10 protein-coding genes are annotated in these 15,892 nt (G+C 67.2%); 7 read left to right on the forward strand and 3 right to left on the reverse strand.

Annotation, left to right across the window (positions count from 1 at the left end; all coding sequences use genetic code 11):
• The first annotated feature begins 75 nt into the window (after nucleotides 1-75).
• Complete coding sequence (locus F3J20_RS24495; RefSeq protein ID WP_167284782.1) at nucleotides 76-1,101, forward strand: aldo/keto reductase; 1,026 nt, start codon at nucleotides 76-78, stop codon at nucleotides 1,099-1,101.
• A 76-nt stretch (nucleotides 1,102-1,177) separates the two neighbouring features.
• Here the strand turns inward: F3J20_RS24495 and F3J20_RS24500 are convergent, their stop codons facing one another.
• Nucleotides 1,178-1,921, reverse strand: a complete 744-nt coding sequence (locus tag F3J20_RS24500) for an SDR family oxidoreductase (protein ID WP_167040359.1) — start codon at nucleotides 1,919-1,921, stop codon at nucleotides 1,178-1,180.
• A 121-nt stretch (nucleotides 1,922-2,042) separates the two neighbouring features.
• Between F3J20_RS24500 and F3J20_RS24505 the strand changes: the two genes are divergently transcribed.
• From F3J20_RS24505 to rfbC, 5 genes are all read left to right on the forward strand, one after another.
• Nucleotides 2,043-2,933: a LysR family transcriptional regulator gene (locus F3J20_RS24505; protein WP_167040357.1), complete on the forward strand. Its 891-nt coding sequence runs from the start codon at nucleotides 2,043-2,045 to the stop codon at nucleotides 2,931-2,933.
• 50 nt (nucleotides 2,934-2,983) lie between these two features.
• Nucleotides 2,984-3,901 (forward strand): LysR family transcriptional regulator, encoded by a 918-nt coding sequence (locus F3J20_RS24510; protein ID WP_167040355.1) that lies wholly within the window; start codon nucleotides 2,984-2,986, stop codon nucleotides 3,899-3,901.
• Between the two features lie 468 nt (nucleotides 3,902-4,369).
• Complete coding sequence (gene uvrA, locus F3J20_RS24515) at nucleotides 4,370-10,255, forward strand: excinuclease ABC subunit UvrA (RefSeq protein WP_167284785.1); 5,886 nt, start codon at nucleotides 4,370-4,372, stop codon at nucleotides 10,253-10,255.
• Nucleotides 10,256-11,089: 834 nt separating this feature from the next.
• Nucleotides 11,090-12,082: a helix-turn-helix domain-containing protein gene (locus F3J20_RS24520; RefSeq protein ID WP_167040353.1), complete on the forward strand. Its 993-nt coding sequence runs from the start codon at nucleotides 11,090-11,092 to the stop codon at nucleotides 12,080-12,082.
• A 106-nt stretch (nucleotides 12,083-12,188) separates the two neighbouring features.
• On the forward strand, nucleotides 12,189-12,740 hold the full coding sequence (gene rfbC / locus F3J20_RS24525) for a dTDP-4-dehydrorhamnose 3,5-epimerase (RefSeq protein WP_167040478.1): 552 nt from the start codon (nucleotides 12,189-12,191) through the stop codon (nucleotides 12,738-12,740).
• Nucleotides 12,741-12,821: 81 nt separating this feature from the next.
• Here the strand turns inward: rfbC and F3J20_RS24530 are convergent, their stop codons facing one another.
• The gene (locus F3J20_RS24530; RefSeq protein ID WP_167040351.1) at nucleotides 12,822-13,451 is read right to left on the reverse strand and encodes a LysE/ArgO family amino acid transporter; all 630 of its coding nucleotides are present in this window, start codon (nucleotides 13,449-13,451) and stop codon (nucleotides 12,822-12,824) included.
• Between the two features lie 114 nt (nucleotides 13,452-13,565).
• Here F3J20_RS24530 and F3J20_RS24535 point away from each other — a divergent pair, with 114 nt between their 5' ends.
• On the forward strand, nucleotides 13,566-14,459 hold the full coding sequence (locus F3J20_RS24535; RefSeq protein WP_167040349.1) for a LysR family transcriptional regulator ArgP: 894 nt from the start codon (nucleotides 13,566-13,568) through the stop codon (nucleotides 14,457-14,459).
• A gap of 67 nt (nucleotides 14,460-14,526) precedes the next feature.
• On the opposite strand, the gene F3J20_RS24540 is transcribed toward F3J20_RS24535, so the two are convergent.
• Nucleotides 14,527-15,795: an MFS transporter gene (locus F3J20_RS24540; RefSeq protein WP_167040347.1), complete on the reverse strand. Its 1,269-nt coding sequence runs from the start codon at nucleotides 15,793-15,795 to the stop codon at nucleotides 14,527-14,529.
• Nucleotides 15,796-15,892 lie beyond the last annotated feature (97 nt).

The following is a 15,892-nucleotide window of genomic DNA, read 5'->3' on the forward strand; positions in this document are numbered from 1 at the left end:
GTTGGGCGCAGCGTTGCCACGCAGCGCGTAGACTGAACCCCCGTTCATCGACGGCAATGCCACGGAGATTCTTCAATGGAATACAGACATCTGGGTGCATCGGGTTTCAAGGTGCCGGTGTTGAGTTTCGGCACGGGTACGTTCGGCGGCAAGGGCGAATTTTTTCAGGCGTGGGGCGCGACCGACGTCGCCGAAGCGCGGCGTCTGATCGACATCTGCTTCGACGCGGGTGTCACGATGTTCGACAGCGCCGACAGCTATTCGAGGGGCGTGTCCGAATCGGTGCTCGGCGAGGCGCTCAAGGGCAAGCGCGACAAGGCCATCATCTCGACGAAAGCGACCTTCCGTGTCGACGACGGGCCGAACAGCGTCGGCTCGTCGCGCTTCCATCTGATCGAGGCCGTCGACGCGGCGCTCAGGCGCCTGCAAACCGATTACATCGACCTGTTCCAGTTGCACGGCTTCGACGCGAAAACGCCGATCGCCGAAGTGCTGTCCACGCTCGACGACCTCGTGCGCGCGGGCAAGATCCGCTATACCGGCGTGTCGAATTTTTCCGGCTGGCATCTGATGAAGTCGCTCGATCTCGCGGACCGCTACGGCTATCCGCGCTACGTTGCGAATCAGACCTACTACTCGCTGATCGGCCGCGATTACGAGTGGGAGCTGATGCCGCTCGGCGCCGATCAGGGCGTTGGCGCGGTCGTGTGGAGTCCGCTCGGCTGGGGGCGCCTGACCGGCAAGCTCAGGCGCGGCCAGCCGCTGCCGGAAACGAGCCGGCTGCACAAGACCGCCGACATGGGGCCGCCGGTGCCGGAAGACTATCTGTTCCGCGTGCTCGATGCGCTCGACGAAGTCGCCGCCGAGACCGGCAAGACCGTGCCGCAGATCGCGCTGAACTGGCTGCAGCAACGGCCGACCGTCGCGACGGTGCTGATCGGCGCGCGCAACGAGGAACAGTTGCGGCAGAACCTCGGCGCGGTCGGCTGGAATCTGACGCCGGAGCAGGTCGCGAGGCTCGACGCGGCGAGCGCCGTGCGGCCCGCCTATCCGTACTGGCATCAGGAAGGATTCGCGGAGCGCAATCCGAAGGCGGTTTGAGCGAGGGGCGCGGCGCTCGAACCGGAGGCACCGCGCCGTCAAACCCGTTATCAAAAAACCGCTATCAACTCAGCTATCAAACCAGCCCGCCGTTCGCCCGCAACACCTGGCCGTTGACCCACGCCGCATCGGGCCCGGCCAGAAACGCCACCACCGACGCAATGTCGTCCGGCTCGCCGAGCCGTTGCAGCGGCGGCATCTTCGCGAAGTTGGCGATCTGCTCCTCGGTTTTGCCTTCGAGGAACAGCGCGGTCGCGATCGGACCCGGCGCGACCGCGTTCACCGTGATGTTGCGCCCGCGCAGTTCCTTCGCGAACACGCGCGTGAACGCCTCGACGGCCGCTTTCGTCGCGACGTAGACCCCGTAGCCCGGCAGGTTCAGCGCCAGCACGCTGGTCGAGAAATTGATCACGCGGCCGCCGTCGTTCAGGCGCGCGGCCGCTTCGCGCAGCGTGTTGAAGGTGCCGCGCACGTTGATGTCGAAAGTCTGCTCGAACATCGCGTCCTGAGCCTCGGCGATCGGCGCGAGCTTCATCACGCCCGCGTTGTTGACGAGCACGTCCACCTTGCCGAGCTGCTGCTCGGTGTGCTCGAACATGCGGCGCACGTCGTCGGGGTTCGAGACATCTGCCTTCACTGCGGCCGCCTTGCCGCCCGCGTCCCTGATCGCGGCGACGAGCGCCTCGGCTTCGCCCGCGCTCGACGCGTAGTTGACGGCGACCGCGAAGCCGTCCTTCGCAAGCCGCTGCGCAATCGCGCTGCCGATGCCGCGCGAGGCGCCCGTGACGATGGCGACCCGGCTCGTGTTGCTCGTGTTCATGATGCGTGTCCTCACAGTAGGGGTGATGGAGAGGGAATCATGAGCGCTTTCGGCGCGTAGATAATCGCGCTAGACTCGCCATCATCATTCCATTTGCTTTAATAATTGGTGAGCGTCGATTATGGATCGTTTCGAGGAAATGCGGGTGTTCGTGCGGATTGCCGAGCGGCAGAGCTTCACGCGCGCGGCCGACGACCTGCGCATTCCGCGCGCGACCGTCACCAATCTGATGCAGCGCATGGAGGAGCGGCTCGGCGCGCGGCTGCTGGAGCGTACCACGCGCACGGTGCGGCTCACGCCCGACGGCGCGGCGTACTACGAGCGCTGCGTGCGCCTGATCGCCGACATGGAGGAGGCCGAGGGCTCGTTTTCGAATCTCGCGCCGAAGGGGCTGTTGCGCGTGAACGTGCAGGGCACGCTCGCGCGGCACTTCGTGGTGCCGGCGCTGCCCGCGTTTCTCGAACGCTTTCCCGGCATCGAGCTCGTGATCGGCGAGGACGACCGCTTCGTCGATCTGGTGCGCGAGGGCGTCGATTGCGTGCTGCGCGCGGGCAATCTGCAGGATTCGTCGATGGTCGGGCGGCGCGTCGCGCAGCTGCAGCAGGTCACGGTCGCGAGTCCGGCCTACCTTGCCGCGTACGGCGAGCCGGCGGACCTCGCGGCGCTGTCCGCGCATCGCGCGGTCAACTACGTGTCGAGCGCGACCGGCAAGCCGGTGCCGCTCGAATTCCGCGTCGACGGACACGACCGCGCGATCATGCTGCCGTCGGCGGTCTCGGTGACGGGCGCCGATCTCTACGCGGGCGCCGCGCTCGCCGGGCTCGGCATCGTCCAGGTGCCGCGCTATCGCGTCGAGGCGGACCTCGCGGCGGGGCGTCTGCGCATCCTGCTCGCCGAGTTTCCGCCGCCGACGTTGCCGGTGTCGGTGCTGTATCCGCAGAGCCGGCAGTTGTCGTCGCGGGTGCGCGCGTTCGCGCAGTGGCTCAGGGATATTTTCGAGGCGGTGGGCTGAGCGGCTTGCGCTACCATCGTCGGCGGCGCACTCATTCGAGGGAATCGCACATGCTGTCGGAAGACGAACTGGCCCTGCTCGACGCGATCCGCGCGACCGGCAGCCTGTCGCGCGCGGCGGCGCGGCTGGGCAAGGCGCCCTCGACGGTTTCGCATGCCGCGCGGCAACTGGAAGCGCGTTTCGACGCGCTGCTGTTCGACCGGCGCCGCTACCGGCTGCAACTGACGCCGGCCGGCCAGCTGCTCGCCGACGAAGCCGCGCGTCTGCTGCTCGACATGGCGCGCATGACGCAGCGCGTGAAGCAGATCGCGAGCGGCTGGGAAGACCGGCTGTGGGTCGTGACGGACGAAGTCCTCGAATTCGAGCTGCTGATGCCGGTGGTGCGCGCGTTCGATGCGCTCGGCTCTGGCGTGCGGCTGCGCTTCACGCACGAAGTGCTCGGCGGCACATGGGAGGCGCTGCGCGACGGCCGCGCCGACCTGATCGTCGGCGCGACCAACGAGCCACCCGCGATTGCCGGCCTGCGCTGGTTCGAACTCGGCGTGATGGAGTGGGTGTTCGCGGTGTCGCCGCGTCATCCGCTCGCGGCCGCCGAGGAGCCGCTCAGCCGCGAGCGGATCAGCGCGCATCGCGCGGTGGTGGTGGCCGATTCGTCGCGCGCGGGCGCGGGCCGCGCGTATGGCGTGATCGGCGGCCAGGCCTCGCTCGCGTTGCCGGGCATGCGCGCGAAGATTCTCGCGCAGCGCGACGGCCTCGGCGTCGGCTGGCTGCCGCGCGAGCGCGTGGCGTCGCTGTTGCAACGCGGCGAGCTGATCGAAAAGGAGACCGCCGATCCGCGCGAGCCGAACGTGCTCTATGTCGCGTGGCGCGGCGACCACGAGGGGCGCGCGCTGACGTGGTGGCTCGACCAGTTGCGGCAGCCGCGGCTTGCCGAACGGCTCGTGCGGGGGCTCGATCTGACGGCTTAGGCGGTGCGCGGGACCGGTTGCGCGCGGATGGCGTGCGCGGTTGGCTGGAAGCGGTGTCGTGTCGTGCCCGTGTCGTGCCCGTGTCGCGGGCAGGGTTTTGCCCGCCCGCCATCCCGATCCGGCAAGGCTCGCAAGCGGGCCGGGCCGCGTCATGGAAAACTGTATAAACATACAGTATAGTATCCCGTTGCAACCAGGCTTGCGGTGCGCCGCGCAGGCTCCCGCGTTCGGCGCGGGACTGCCCGGCGCGTGACCGGGGCCGCACCGGACTTACGTGGCCGCGAGAAGGCTGCGAGAAGGCTGCGAGACGGTTGCGAGAAGGCTGCAATAGGGCCGTGAGAGGTGGCCCACCCATTCCACTCATTCAGACGGTCGGAAAAATTGTCATCTAACGACACAGCTCAGGAATCAGGCGTCGGTGCAAGCCACGGCACCACCGGCGGCACGCACGGCAAACCCCAGGGCACCATCCGGATTCGCGGCGCGCGCCAGCACAATCTCAAGAACGTCGATCTCGACGTGCGCACCGGCGAAATGACAGTCGTCACCGGGCCGTCCGGCTCGGGCAAGTCGAGCCTCGTGTTCGACACGCTGTACGCGGAAGGCCAGCGCCGCTACGTCGAAACCTTCAGCGCCTACGCGCGGCAGTTCCTCGACCGCATGGACCGGCCGCAGGTCGATCGCGTGGACGGCGTGCCGCCCGCGATTGCGATCGACCAGACCAACCCGGTGCGCAGCTCGCGCTCCACGGTCGGCACGATGACGGAACTCAACGACCATCTGAAGCTGCTCTACGCGCGCGCGGCCGAGCTGTTCGACCGGCAGACCGCGCTGCCGGTGCGACACGACACGCCGGAGACGATCTACGCGGAACTGCTCGAACGCACCGCGCAAGACGAGCCGCGGCTCGTCGTCACGTTTCCGGTCGAGCTGCCGGAATCGGCGTCCGAGCAGGAAGTCGAGCAATGGCTGTCGGCGAGCGGCTATACGCGCGTGCAGGCGCAGCGCGAAGTCGAGTCGCCCACCGGCCGGCGCAAGCTGCTCGACGTGGTGGCCGACCGCTTCCGGCTGCGCTCGGTCGACAAGGCGCGCGTGGTCGAGGCGATCGAGGCGTCGCTCAAGCGCGGCGGCGGGCGCGTCAATATCTACGTGCTGCCGGCCGCGCCGGACGAGCCGCTGGGGCAGGCCGCCGAGCCGCACATCTGGCGCTTCTCGACCGGCCTGCACAGCCCCGAAAGCGATCTGCGTTATGCGGACCCGCAGCCGGCGCTGTTCTCGTTCAACTCGGCCTATGGCGCGTGCGACGTCTGCCGCGGCTTTGGCCGCGTGATCGGCGTCGACCTCGGGCTCGTGATTCCCGACGCGCGCAAGACGCTGCGCGAAGGCGCGATCAAGCCGATGCAGACGCCCGCATGGAAGGAGTGCCAGGACGATCTGATGCGCTATGCGGCGAAGGCCGACATCCGCCGCGACACGCCATGGGGCGAGCTGACCGACGCCGAGCGCCACTGGGTCATCAACGGTTCGCCGGACTGGAACGGCAAATGGCAAAGCCACTGGTACGGCGTCAAACGCTTCTTCGAGTATCTCGAATCGAAGGCGTACAAGATGCATATCCGCGTGCTGTTGTCGAAGTACCGCAGCTACACGCCATGCGAAACCTGCGGCGGCGCGCGTCTGAAAACCGAGTCGCTGCTCTGGCGTCTCGGCAGCAAGGCGAATGCCAACGACGTGCTCGCGCTCGCGCGGCGTTTCATGCCGCACGGCGTGCACTGGTCGCGCGCCCAGCTCGAAGCGCTGCCGGGCCTGACCGTGCACGACCTCATGCTGATGCCGATCGAGCGCATCCGCCGCTTCTTCGACGACATCACCTTGCCGAGCGCGCTGCTCGACGACGCGCTGAAGCTGCTGCTCGCCGAAGTGCGCACGCGCCTGAAGTATCTGTGCGACGTCGGCCTCGGCTATCTGACGCTCGACCGGCAAAGCCGCACGCTGTCGGGCGGCGAGGTGCAGCGCATCAACCTGACCACGGCGCTCGGCACCTCGCTCACCAAGACGCTGTTCGTGCTCGACGAGCCGAGCATCGGCCTGCATCCGCGCGACTTGAACCGCATCGTCGAGGCGATGCACCGGCTGCGCGACGCGGGTAATACGCTCGTCGTGGTCGAGCATGATCCGTCGGTGATGCTCGCGGCCGACCGGCTGATCGACATGGGGCCGGGGCCGGGCGAGCGCGGCGGCTCGATCATCTTCGACGGCGCGCCGCAGGCGATTCGCTCGTCGGGCACGCTCACGGGCGAATACCTCGGCGGCCGCCGGCATGTTGCGGACGCCGCGCACTGGTCGCGCCGTCCGGTCGAGGCCGGCACGCCGCGCATCGTGCTCGAAGGCGCGCGCGAGCACAATCTGCGCGACGTCACGGTGGAGATTCCGCTGGAGCGGCTCGTTTGCGTGACGGGCGTGTCGGGCTCCGGCAAATCGACGCTGCTGCAGGACGTGCTGTATCCGGCCATGGCGCGGCATTTCGGCCTCGCCACCGAAGCGCCGGGCGCGTTCAAGGCGCTCAAGGGCGCGGACCAGGTCACCGACGTCGTGTTCGTCGACCAGTCGCCGATCGGCAAAACCGCGCGCTCGAATCCGGCCAGCTACGTCGGCGCGTTCGACGAAATTCGCAAGCTGTTCTCGAAGGCGCCGCTCGCGCAGCAGCGCGGCTACGGCCCCGGCATGTTCAGCTTCAACTCGGGCGACGGCCGCTGCCCGACCTGCGGCGGCTCGGGCTTCGAGCATATCGAAATGCAGTTCCTCTCCGACGTGTATCTGCGCTGCCCCGATTGCGACGGCCGGCGTTATCGCGCGGAACTGCTCGAAGTGAAGATCGAGCGAGGGGAGCCGGCGCGTGCGCTGAGCATTGCCGACGTGCTGGAGTTGACCGTCAGCGAGGCCGCCGCTTACTTCGCGAGAGATGCCGAAGTATTGCGCGTGCTGCAGCCGATCGTCGACGTGGGCCTCGAATACGTGAAGCTCGGCCAGCCGGTGCCCACGTTATCGGGCGGCGAGGCGCAGCGCCTCAAGCTGGCGGGCTTTCTCGCGGAATCGGCGCAGGCGCGTAGCGCGCGCGGCGCGAAGCAGGCATTGCCGAAGCGCCTCTTCATGTTCGACGAGCCGACCACGGGCCTGCATTTCGACGACATCGCGAAGCTGATGCAGGCGTTCGGCAAGCTGCTCGCGAGCGGCCATTCGCTGATCGTGATCGAGCACAATCTCGACGTGATCCGCGCGGCCGACTGGATCATCGACCTCGGTCCCGAAGGCGGCGACGGCGGCGGCCGCGTGCTGTGCGCGGGCACGCCGGACGAGGTCAAGGCTTGCGCGGAATCGCATACCGGCGAGGCGCTGCTGCAATACGACCGCGCGATGGACGCAATGAGCGCCGCGGGCAGCACGGCGGACGAAGCCGGTTCGCACGGCGTGCCGCTACAGAAGGCACTGAGCGCGGCGCGCGCGCGCCGGGCCGTGGAAGGCGAGGACGTGGTGCGCATCGTCAATGCGCGCGAGCACAACCTCAAGGCGCTCGACGTCGACATTCCGCACGGCAAGTTCAACGTAATCACCGGCGTGTCGGGGTCGGGCAAATCGACGCTCGCGTTCGACATCCTGTTCCACGAAGGCCAGCGGCGTTATCTCGAATCGCTCAACGCTTATGCGCGCTCGATCGTGCAGCCGGCCGGGCGGCCCGAGGTCGATGCCGTGTACGGCATTCCGCCGACCGTCGCGATCGAGCAGCGCCTCTCGCGCGGCGGGCGCAAGAGTACTGTCGCGACGACCTCGGAGGTGTGGCACTTCCTGCGTCTCCTGTATGTGAAGCTCGGCTTGCAGCACTGTGTGCACGACGGCACGCCGGTCACGTCGCAAAGCGTCGAGTCGATTGCCGCGCAGTTGCTGCGCGATCACAAGGGGCAGCACGTCGGTTTCCTTGCGCCGCTCGTCGTGAACCGCAAGGGCGTCTATACCGATCTCGCCAAGTGGGCGAAGGCGCGCGGCAATACGCATTTGCGTGTCGACGGCGAGTTCGTGCCGGTCGATCCGTGGCCGAAGCTCGACCGCTTCCGCGAGCATACGATCGAATTGCCGGTGACCGATCTCGTCGTGTCGGCCGATCACGAAGCCGAACTGCGCGCGGCGCTCGACCAGACGCTCGACATCGGCAAGGGCGTCATGCATCTGCTTGCGCCGCTCGACGGCTTGCACGATGCGATCGCCGGCGGCCGCTCCACCGCGAAGCTTGGCGACGTGAAGGTGCTGTCCACCAGGCGCGCGTGCCCGGTGTGCGGCACGAGCTACCCCGAACTCGATCCGCGCATGTTCTCGTACAACAGCAAGCATGGCTGGTGTACGAGCTGTGTCGGCACGGGCCTGTCGCTCACGCGCGAACAGCGTGCCGCCTACGACGACACGATCGTCGTCGACGACAATCGCGGCCGCGAGCAGAGCTTGCCGTCCGAGGAGCAGGAGCCGGAAGGGCTCGCCGACGAACCGTGTCCGGATTGCGCGGGCACGCGTCTGAACCCGGTCGCGCGCGCGGTCACGTTCGACTCGCACGCGATCGTCGACGTCGCGCAATGGACCGTGTCCGACACGCGCGCGTGGATCGGCACGCTCGAAATGACGGGGCGCGACGCGGAAATCGCGCGCGACGTGGTCAGCGAAATCGGCAGCCGTCTGCAGTTTCTCGAAGAGGTCGGGCTCGGCTATCTGAGCCTCGACCGCGCGGCGCCGAGCCTGTCGGGCGGCGAAGCGCAGCGCATCCGGCTCGCCGCGCAGCTCGGCAGCAACCTGCAGGGCGTCTGCTATGTGCTCGACGAGCCGACCATCGGCCTGCATCCGCGCGACAACCAGATTCTGCTCAACGCGCTGCGCAAGCTCGGCGACAAGGGCAATACGCTCGTCGTCGTCGAGCATGACGAGGACACGATCCGGCGCGCCGATCACATCATCGATATCGGGCCGGGCGCGGGCAAGCGCGGCGGGTCGCTGATCGCGCAGGGCAGCGTCGCGGACCTGTCCGCGCAAGCCGATTCGCTGACCGGGCGTTTCCTCGCGCAGCCGATCGTGCATCCGTTGCAGCCGCGCCGCGCAGTCGTTGCGCCGGGCAAGCGCGCGGCGGCCGTGCCCGGGAGCTGGCTGACCGTGCACGGCGGCAAGCTGCACAACCTGCGCGACATCACGGTCGGCATTCCGCTTGCGCGGCTCGTCGCGGTGACGGGCGTCAGCGGCTCCGGCAAATCGACGCTCGCGCGCGATGTGCTGATGACCAATCTGCTCGACGCAGTGGGGCGTTCGGTGCTGTCGTCGCCGGCTACGCGCCGGGCGCGCGCTGCGGCCGAGCAGAAGCCCGCCGCGAACCGGCGTTCGAGCGTGCTTGCGCGCTCGGCGCCGCGCGCGCCGCTCGACGTCACGCATACGTGGCAGGGCTGCGATTCGGTCACCGGCTGGGAGAGCATCGACCGCGTGCTCGAAGTCGATCAGACGCCGATTGGCAAGACACCGCGCTCGTGTCCGGCGACCTACATCGGCGTGTGGGACGCGATCCGCAAGCTGTTCGCGGGCACGCTCGAGGCGCGCGCGCGGGGCTATACGGCGTCGCGCTTCTCGTTCAATACCGGCGAAGGGCGTTGTCCCGCGTGCGAGGGGCAGGGCGTGCGCACGATCGGCATGAGCTTCCTGCCCGACGTGAAGGTGCCGTGCGACGTCTGTCATGGGCAGCGCTTCAATCCCGAGACGCTCGCGGTTACGTGGCGCGGCAAGAATATCGGCGACGTGCTGACGATGGAAATCGACGAAGCGGTCGAGTTCTTCGCGTCGATCACGAGCATCGGGCATCCGCTGCAACTGATGAAGGACGTCGGGCTCGGCTATCTGACGCTCGGCCAGCCGTCGCCCACCTTGTCGGGCGGCGAGGCGCAGCGCATCAAGCTCGTCACCGAGTTGAGCAAGGTACGCGACGACATCACGCGGCGCGGCCAGAAGCCGCCGCACACGCTGTACGTGCTCGACGAGCCCACGGTCGGTCTGCATATGGCCGACGTCGCGAAGCTGATCCGCGTGCTGCATCGTCTCGTCGACGGCGGGCATAGCGTCGTCGTCATCGAGCACGATCTCGACGTGATTGCCGAAGCGGACTGGATCATCGATCTGGGCCCGGAAGGCGGCGTGGGCGGCGGAACGATCGTCGCCGCGACGGACCCCGAAGGCCTGTCGCGCATTGCGGCGAGTCACACGGGCGCCGCGCTCAGGCCTGTGCTGGCGCGCACGCGAAGCGCAGCGGAACTGGCCGGCGAGGGGACGAACGGCTGATCCCGACGTCGGGCGGGGTGGCGCGGTTCGTGGGCAGGCGGCCGGAATGGTCTCGCCCGCCCGCGGCCTAAGCCGTTTTTTGCGGCGGCGCCCCTGGTTTTTCCGGCGGTCATGCTGTGTGCGGTTGCAAGTTTCGAGGTTGCAACCGCATTTTTTCACGCGTCAACCGGCGTCTTTTGCTGCATTGCAGCTAATCATCTGATTATTAAGTGCGTTAGTGTATTCATCCGTTCAGATCAGACGAAAAAGCGCCATGATGTTTCAGAATTGAAACATTTCCAGACATCTAATAAATCCGAATTGAAATGCCAATTGACGATGAGCGGATATATCGGCGATACGGACCATTGCTCGGGCTATTAATTCCCGATTTGCGAATAAAAATGCAGATTAGACAGTCATTATCGAGTCATTTTTCGATTCATGTTTGAAACAATTTCGCGCCGTTCGGTAAGAGGGCGACCGTGCGCGAATCGGCCGGCTTCGCATTATCGGCAAGTTTGTCCGAATCCGCGAAAATGCCTTGTGTAAAGGCTTTACGCCAGAATATGGGAATCCGTCAGGGTGCTGCAATGCCTCGATCAGGCTGGCTGGCCGTGGCGGCGCGGCTGCGCGGCGTACTCATATCGAACGATCAATAGCGTATTTCCTCATACATTGCCTTTCATGAGGAAATTAGATTTTTCAAATTTACTATAGCGGTCTATTCCGCTAACATTACCCTAATCGTTTAAGCGGCATCGTTGCTGATTCGGGCCGTGATAATTCATTCTCTCGTTCCGTCCGGTTACGGGGCATCGGGGTCCACCACGTATGACCGTTTAGGGAAAGATCATGCCGCAAATGCACCTTGATACAACGAGAATTACATGGCTTCACACGCCGGCCTTGAATGTCCGTACTGCAGCGCGGCGAATCGGCATTCTGCTGTTCGACGGTTTCTGGCTGCTCGGGCCCGGCACCGTGGTCGAGATGTTCCAGAGCGCGAATGAACTGGCGGATACGCGCAGCGGCGAAGACCCGCCCTACGAAGTGCAGTTTCTGTCGATGGAGGGCGGCAACGTCGCGAGTTCCTCGTCGGCGCGAATCTGGACCGACCGCATCGACACGCGCTTCGGCAGCGGCTTCGACGTGCTGTTCATCGCGGGCGGCTACGGCGCGCATGCGGCCGCGCGCGACGAGCGCCTGCTCAACTGGTTGCGCGCGGTGCAGTCGCGCACGCGGGCGATCGAGACGATCGGCGAAGGCCGCCTCGTGCTCGAAGCCGCCGGGCCGACCGAGCACGACGGCATGATGGGCCGTTATCCGGCCGCCGCCGCGGGCGAAGCCGCGTTCAGCGCCGCCGACGACCGCAACGACTGCGCGCGCAGTGCGCTGATGTTCATCAAGCGCGATCTCGGCGCCGAACTCGCGCGCAGCGTCGCCGACCGCGTGATGCCCGGCATGGCCGCGACGTGGGTGCCGCTGCCGGCCGAGGGCGGCACGCTCAGCGTCGCCGAAAAAATTCGCGCGGCCGCGCGCTGGATGGAGGCGAACTGCGATCGCCCGGTGTCGGTGGCCGACGCCGCCCAGGTCGCCGCGATGAGCGAGCGCAATTTCCTGCGCCGCTTCAAGCACGAGATGCAGGTCACGCCGTCGGATTATCTGCTGCAGGTGCGGCTGCGCATTGCGTGCAACTTCCTGACCGAGACCGAATTGCCGGTCGACAAGATCGCGCGGCGCAGCGGCACCGGCAACGGCGACCGTCTCGCAAAGATTTTCCGCAAACGCATGGCGCTGTCGCCCACCGAGTATCGCGCCCGCAGCCGGGCCGCCACCGAGGCGTAACATGACTGCCTGGCGTGCCGGCGCGCACGCCCGCGACGCGGCCGCGCTTCGTCTGTCGAGCGCGGCCGCGTCTTCGCTAGCCAGCGTTTTTGCGAGCACAGTGGCGATGGGCAACAGGGTCATGTCGACGGCATTGCCGGAGGTGAAGCTCATCGAGCCGGAGGTGTTCGGCGACGAACTCGGCTTCTGCTTCGAGAGCTTCAGCGCCGACGAATTTGCGGACGACGTCGCGCAAGGTTTCAACTTCGTGCAGGACCGCCACTTGCGCGCGGTCTACCGCGTCCTGCGCGGCTTGCATTACCAGGTGCAGCGCCCGCAGGGGCGGCTGTTGCGCGTGGTGCGCGGCGAGGTATTCGACGTCGCGGTCGACGTGCGCCTCAATTCGCCGAACTTCGGCAAATGGAGCGGCGAATATCTGAGCGACGCCAACCAGCGGCAGATCTGGGTGCCGCCCGGCTTCGCGCAGGGTTTCGTCGTGCTGTCGGAGGTCGCCGAGTGCGTGTGGAAGACCACCGAGTACTGGTTTCCCGAACTCGAGCGTTGCCTGCTGTGGTCCGATCCCGACATCGGCATCAAGTGGCCGATCGACTTCAAGCCGATTCTCGGCAGCAAGGACGCCGCGGGCCGGCGTCTCTACGAGGCGGAAAACATCGCGTGAGGGGAGAACCGCAGCGCGGTTCGACGTGCCCCCCATGCACCCGCGCGCAGCGCGTAATGTGTACCGACGGCGCACCCACGCTCAACGCAACTGCGTCACCGCCAGCAGCAGCACCATGCTGCCGATCGCGCCATCGAGCACGCGCCATGCGGTCGCGCGGCGAAACAGCGGTGCGAGCATCCGCGCACCGTAGCCGAGCGCAAGGAACCAGACCGCGCTGACCGTCATCGCGCCGATCGCGAACGCGACTCGCGCGCCTTCCGGTTCGCGCGCGCCGGCCGTGCCGATCAGCAGGAAGGTGTCCAGATACACGTGCGGATTGAGCCACGTGAATGCGAGCGTCATCAGGACGATCGGCAGCGCGCCTTGCGCGGGCGTTGCGCCGTTCGCGCCGTCGGCCGCCGCGCCGTCGAGCACCGCATGGCCGGGCCGCAGCGCGCGGCGCAGCGCGCTGATGCCGAACCACGCGAGATACGCGAGCCCGACATAGAGCATCGCGTGAACGAATACCGGGTAGCGCTCCATCAGCGCCGAGGCGCCGCCGACGCCCGCGCCGATCAGAATGAAATCCGACAGCGTGCACAGCAGCACGATCTTGCCGATGTGCGAGCGCATGATGCCCTGACGCAGCACGAAGGCGTTCTGCGCGCCGATCGTCACGATCAGCGAGGCGCACAGGGCAACGCCATGAGAAAAAGACAGCCAGTTCATAAACGATCCAGAAAACGAAGAGACGGAATGGACGGAAAATCCGAACCGCGCTAGTCTGCGGTTTCGCGTCTCATAAGAGAAGCTAATTTACTTAATGTCGATTAAGGAACGCTAATGCTGGACTATGCGCTGCTCGATGCGCTCGCCGCCGTGGTGCGCCACGGCTCGTTCGACCGCGCCGCGAGCGAGCTCAACATCACGCCGTCGGCGGTGTCGCAGCGGGTCAAGCTGCTCGAGGAGCGGGTCGGCAGCGTGCTCGTCAAGCGCGGCCAGCCGTGCGTGGCGACGACCTCGGGCGCGCTGCTGTGCCGTCACACCGAGCGCGTGCAACTGCTCGAAGCGGAGTTGAACGGCCGTCTGCCGGCGCAGCCCGGCGCGCTCGTCGAGGCGTGGCCGGCGCTGCGCGTGGCCGTCAACGACGATAGCGTCGGCACGTGGTTCATGGACGCGGTCGCGCCGTTCTGCGTCGAGCGCCAGATGCTGCTCGATCTCGTGATCGACGATCAGGATTACACCGCGCAGCGGATTCGCGACGGCAGCGTGCAGGGCGCGATCACGACCCAGGCCGAGCCGGTGCAAGGCTGCCGCTCGACGCGCCTCGGCCGCATGCGTTATCTCGCGGTGTGCTCGCCCGCGTTTCACGAGCGCTATTTCGCCGACGGCGTCACGCGCGAGAGCCTGCGGCGCACGCCGTGCGTCGACTTCAATCCGAAGGACCAGTTGCAGAAACGCTTCATGCGGCGCATCACGCGCGCGGACCTCGATCCGCCGCTGCACTGGATTCCGCATGTCGCCGGTTTTCTGCGCGCGTGCGTGATGAGCCTCGGCTGGGGCATGTGCCCCGAGCGCATGATCGCGGGGCATCTCGCGAGCGGCGAACTCGTCGAGATCGCGCCCGGCAAGCATATCGACGTCGATCTGTACTGGCAGAGCTGGCGTCTGTCGATCGGCTGGCTCGACGACTTCAGCGCGATGCTCAGAAAGCGCGCGGGGGAGTTTCTCGATTGATGCGGGGTGCCCGGCCGGTTCGGCGTGACTGAAACGATGTCGCCGGGCCGCCGTCGCTGAACCGACATTACCGGGCCGCCGGCTCCCCGCCATCGCCGAGCGGCGCATCGCCGCCGTCGTCATGATCGGACGCCGTGGTGTCGCGCGTTTCGGGCATCGCCGCCCACACGAGGAACACCGCCAGCGCGCCCGCCGCCGCGAGGCAGAAGAAGCTCACCGCGTTGCCGAAATGATCGGCGACGAAGCCCGCGGCCGTCGTGCTCAGCGTCGCGCCGATGCCGGCCGCGAGCCCGAAGAGACCGATACAGAGGTTGTAGCGGCCCTTGTCGCCGGCGACGTCGGCGGCGATCAGCGGCAGCATCACGCCGAATACGGCGGCGCTCAAACCGTCGAGCACCTGCACCGGCACGAGTAGATACGGACTGCTGATGCCCGCGAACAGCAGCGCGCGGATCGGCAGCGCCGAGAAGCCGAGCAGCAGGATCGGCCGGCGTCCCCAGCGCTCGGCCGAGCGCCCGACCCACGGCGACATCATCGCGACGATCGCCTGCGGCACGATGATGCAGGCCGCGATCACGAGCTGCACGTTGTCGCCCATGCCGGCCGTCACCTCGCCGGCGGCGAGGTTCAGCATCGCCGCATTCGACAGATGGAACAGCACGATGCACGCTGCGAACAGCAGCATGCGCCGGTCGCGCAGCAGTGCGCGCAGGCTATCGCGGCGTGCGAGCTGTTGCGGCGTCGGCGCGGCTTGAGGCAGTTCGATCGTATCGGTGCGCTGGATCATCGAGAGCGCGAGCAGCGCCGGCAGCGCGAGCCCGGCGGTCAACCAGAACACCGCGCGCGGCGAATAGTACTCGCCGAACAGGCCCATCAGGCCGGCTGCGACCGCGCTGCCGATCGACGCCCAGCGCGCGTTGCGCCCGAGCCGGTCGCCGAGATTCGCGCGGCCCACGAGCGCGAACGAGATCGCCGCGAGCGCCGGCGTCAGCATGCAGCTCGCGAAGCCGTGGAACACCTCGGCGGCGATCACCGGCAGCACGGTCGGGCTGACCGCGAGCAGCACCGCGCTCAGGATGATCGCGAAGATCGCCCAGGCGGCGGCGGCCTTCTTGTTGCGCAGCGCGTCGACTGCGGCGCCGCCCGGCACCTGGCTCACCATCGCGCTGATGGTTCCGACCGACAGCACCATGCCGATTTCGCCCTGGGTCCACTTATGCGACGCGAGATACGAGGCGATGAACGGCCCGAAGCCCGTCTGCACGTTGGCGACGAAAAAGTTGAGCCAATCGAGCGCGCGCAGACTGCGCGCCGTGACCAGAGTGCGGCCGGTCATCGGACCGCCCGCGCGCTGGAAACCGCCACCGCTCCTGACGCGGCGGCGGGCGCGCCCGGTCCGCTGATTCCGGCCGGCCGGCTCGCGACCGGGGGCG

Source organism: Paraburkholderia sp. Cy-641, assembly GCF_011752945.1.
In the GTDB taxonomy this organism is placed as follows: Bacteria; Pseudomonadota; Gammaproteobacteria; order Burkholderiales; family Burkholderiaceae; genus Paraburkholderia.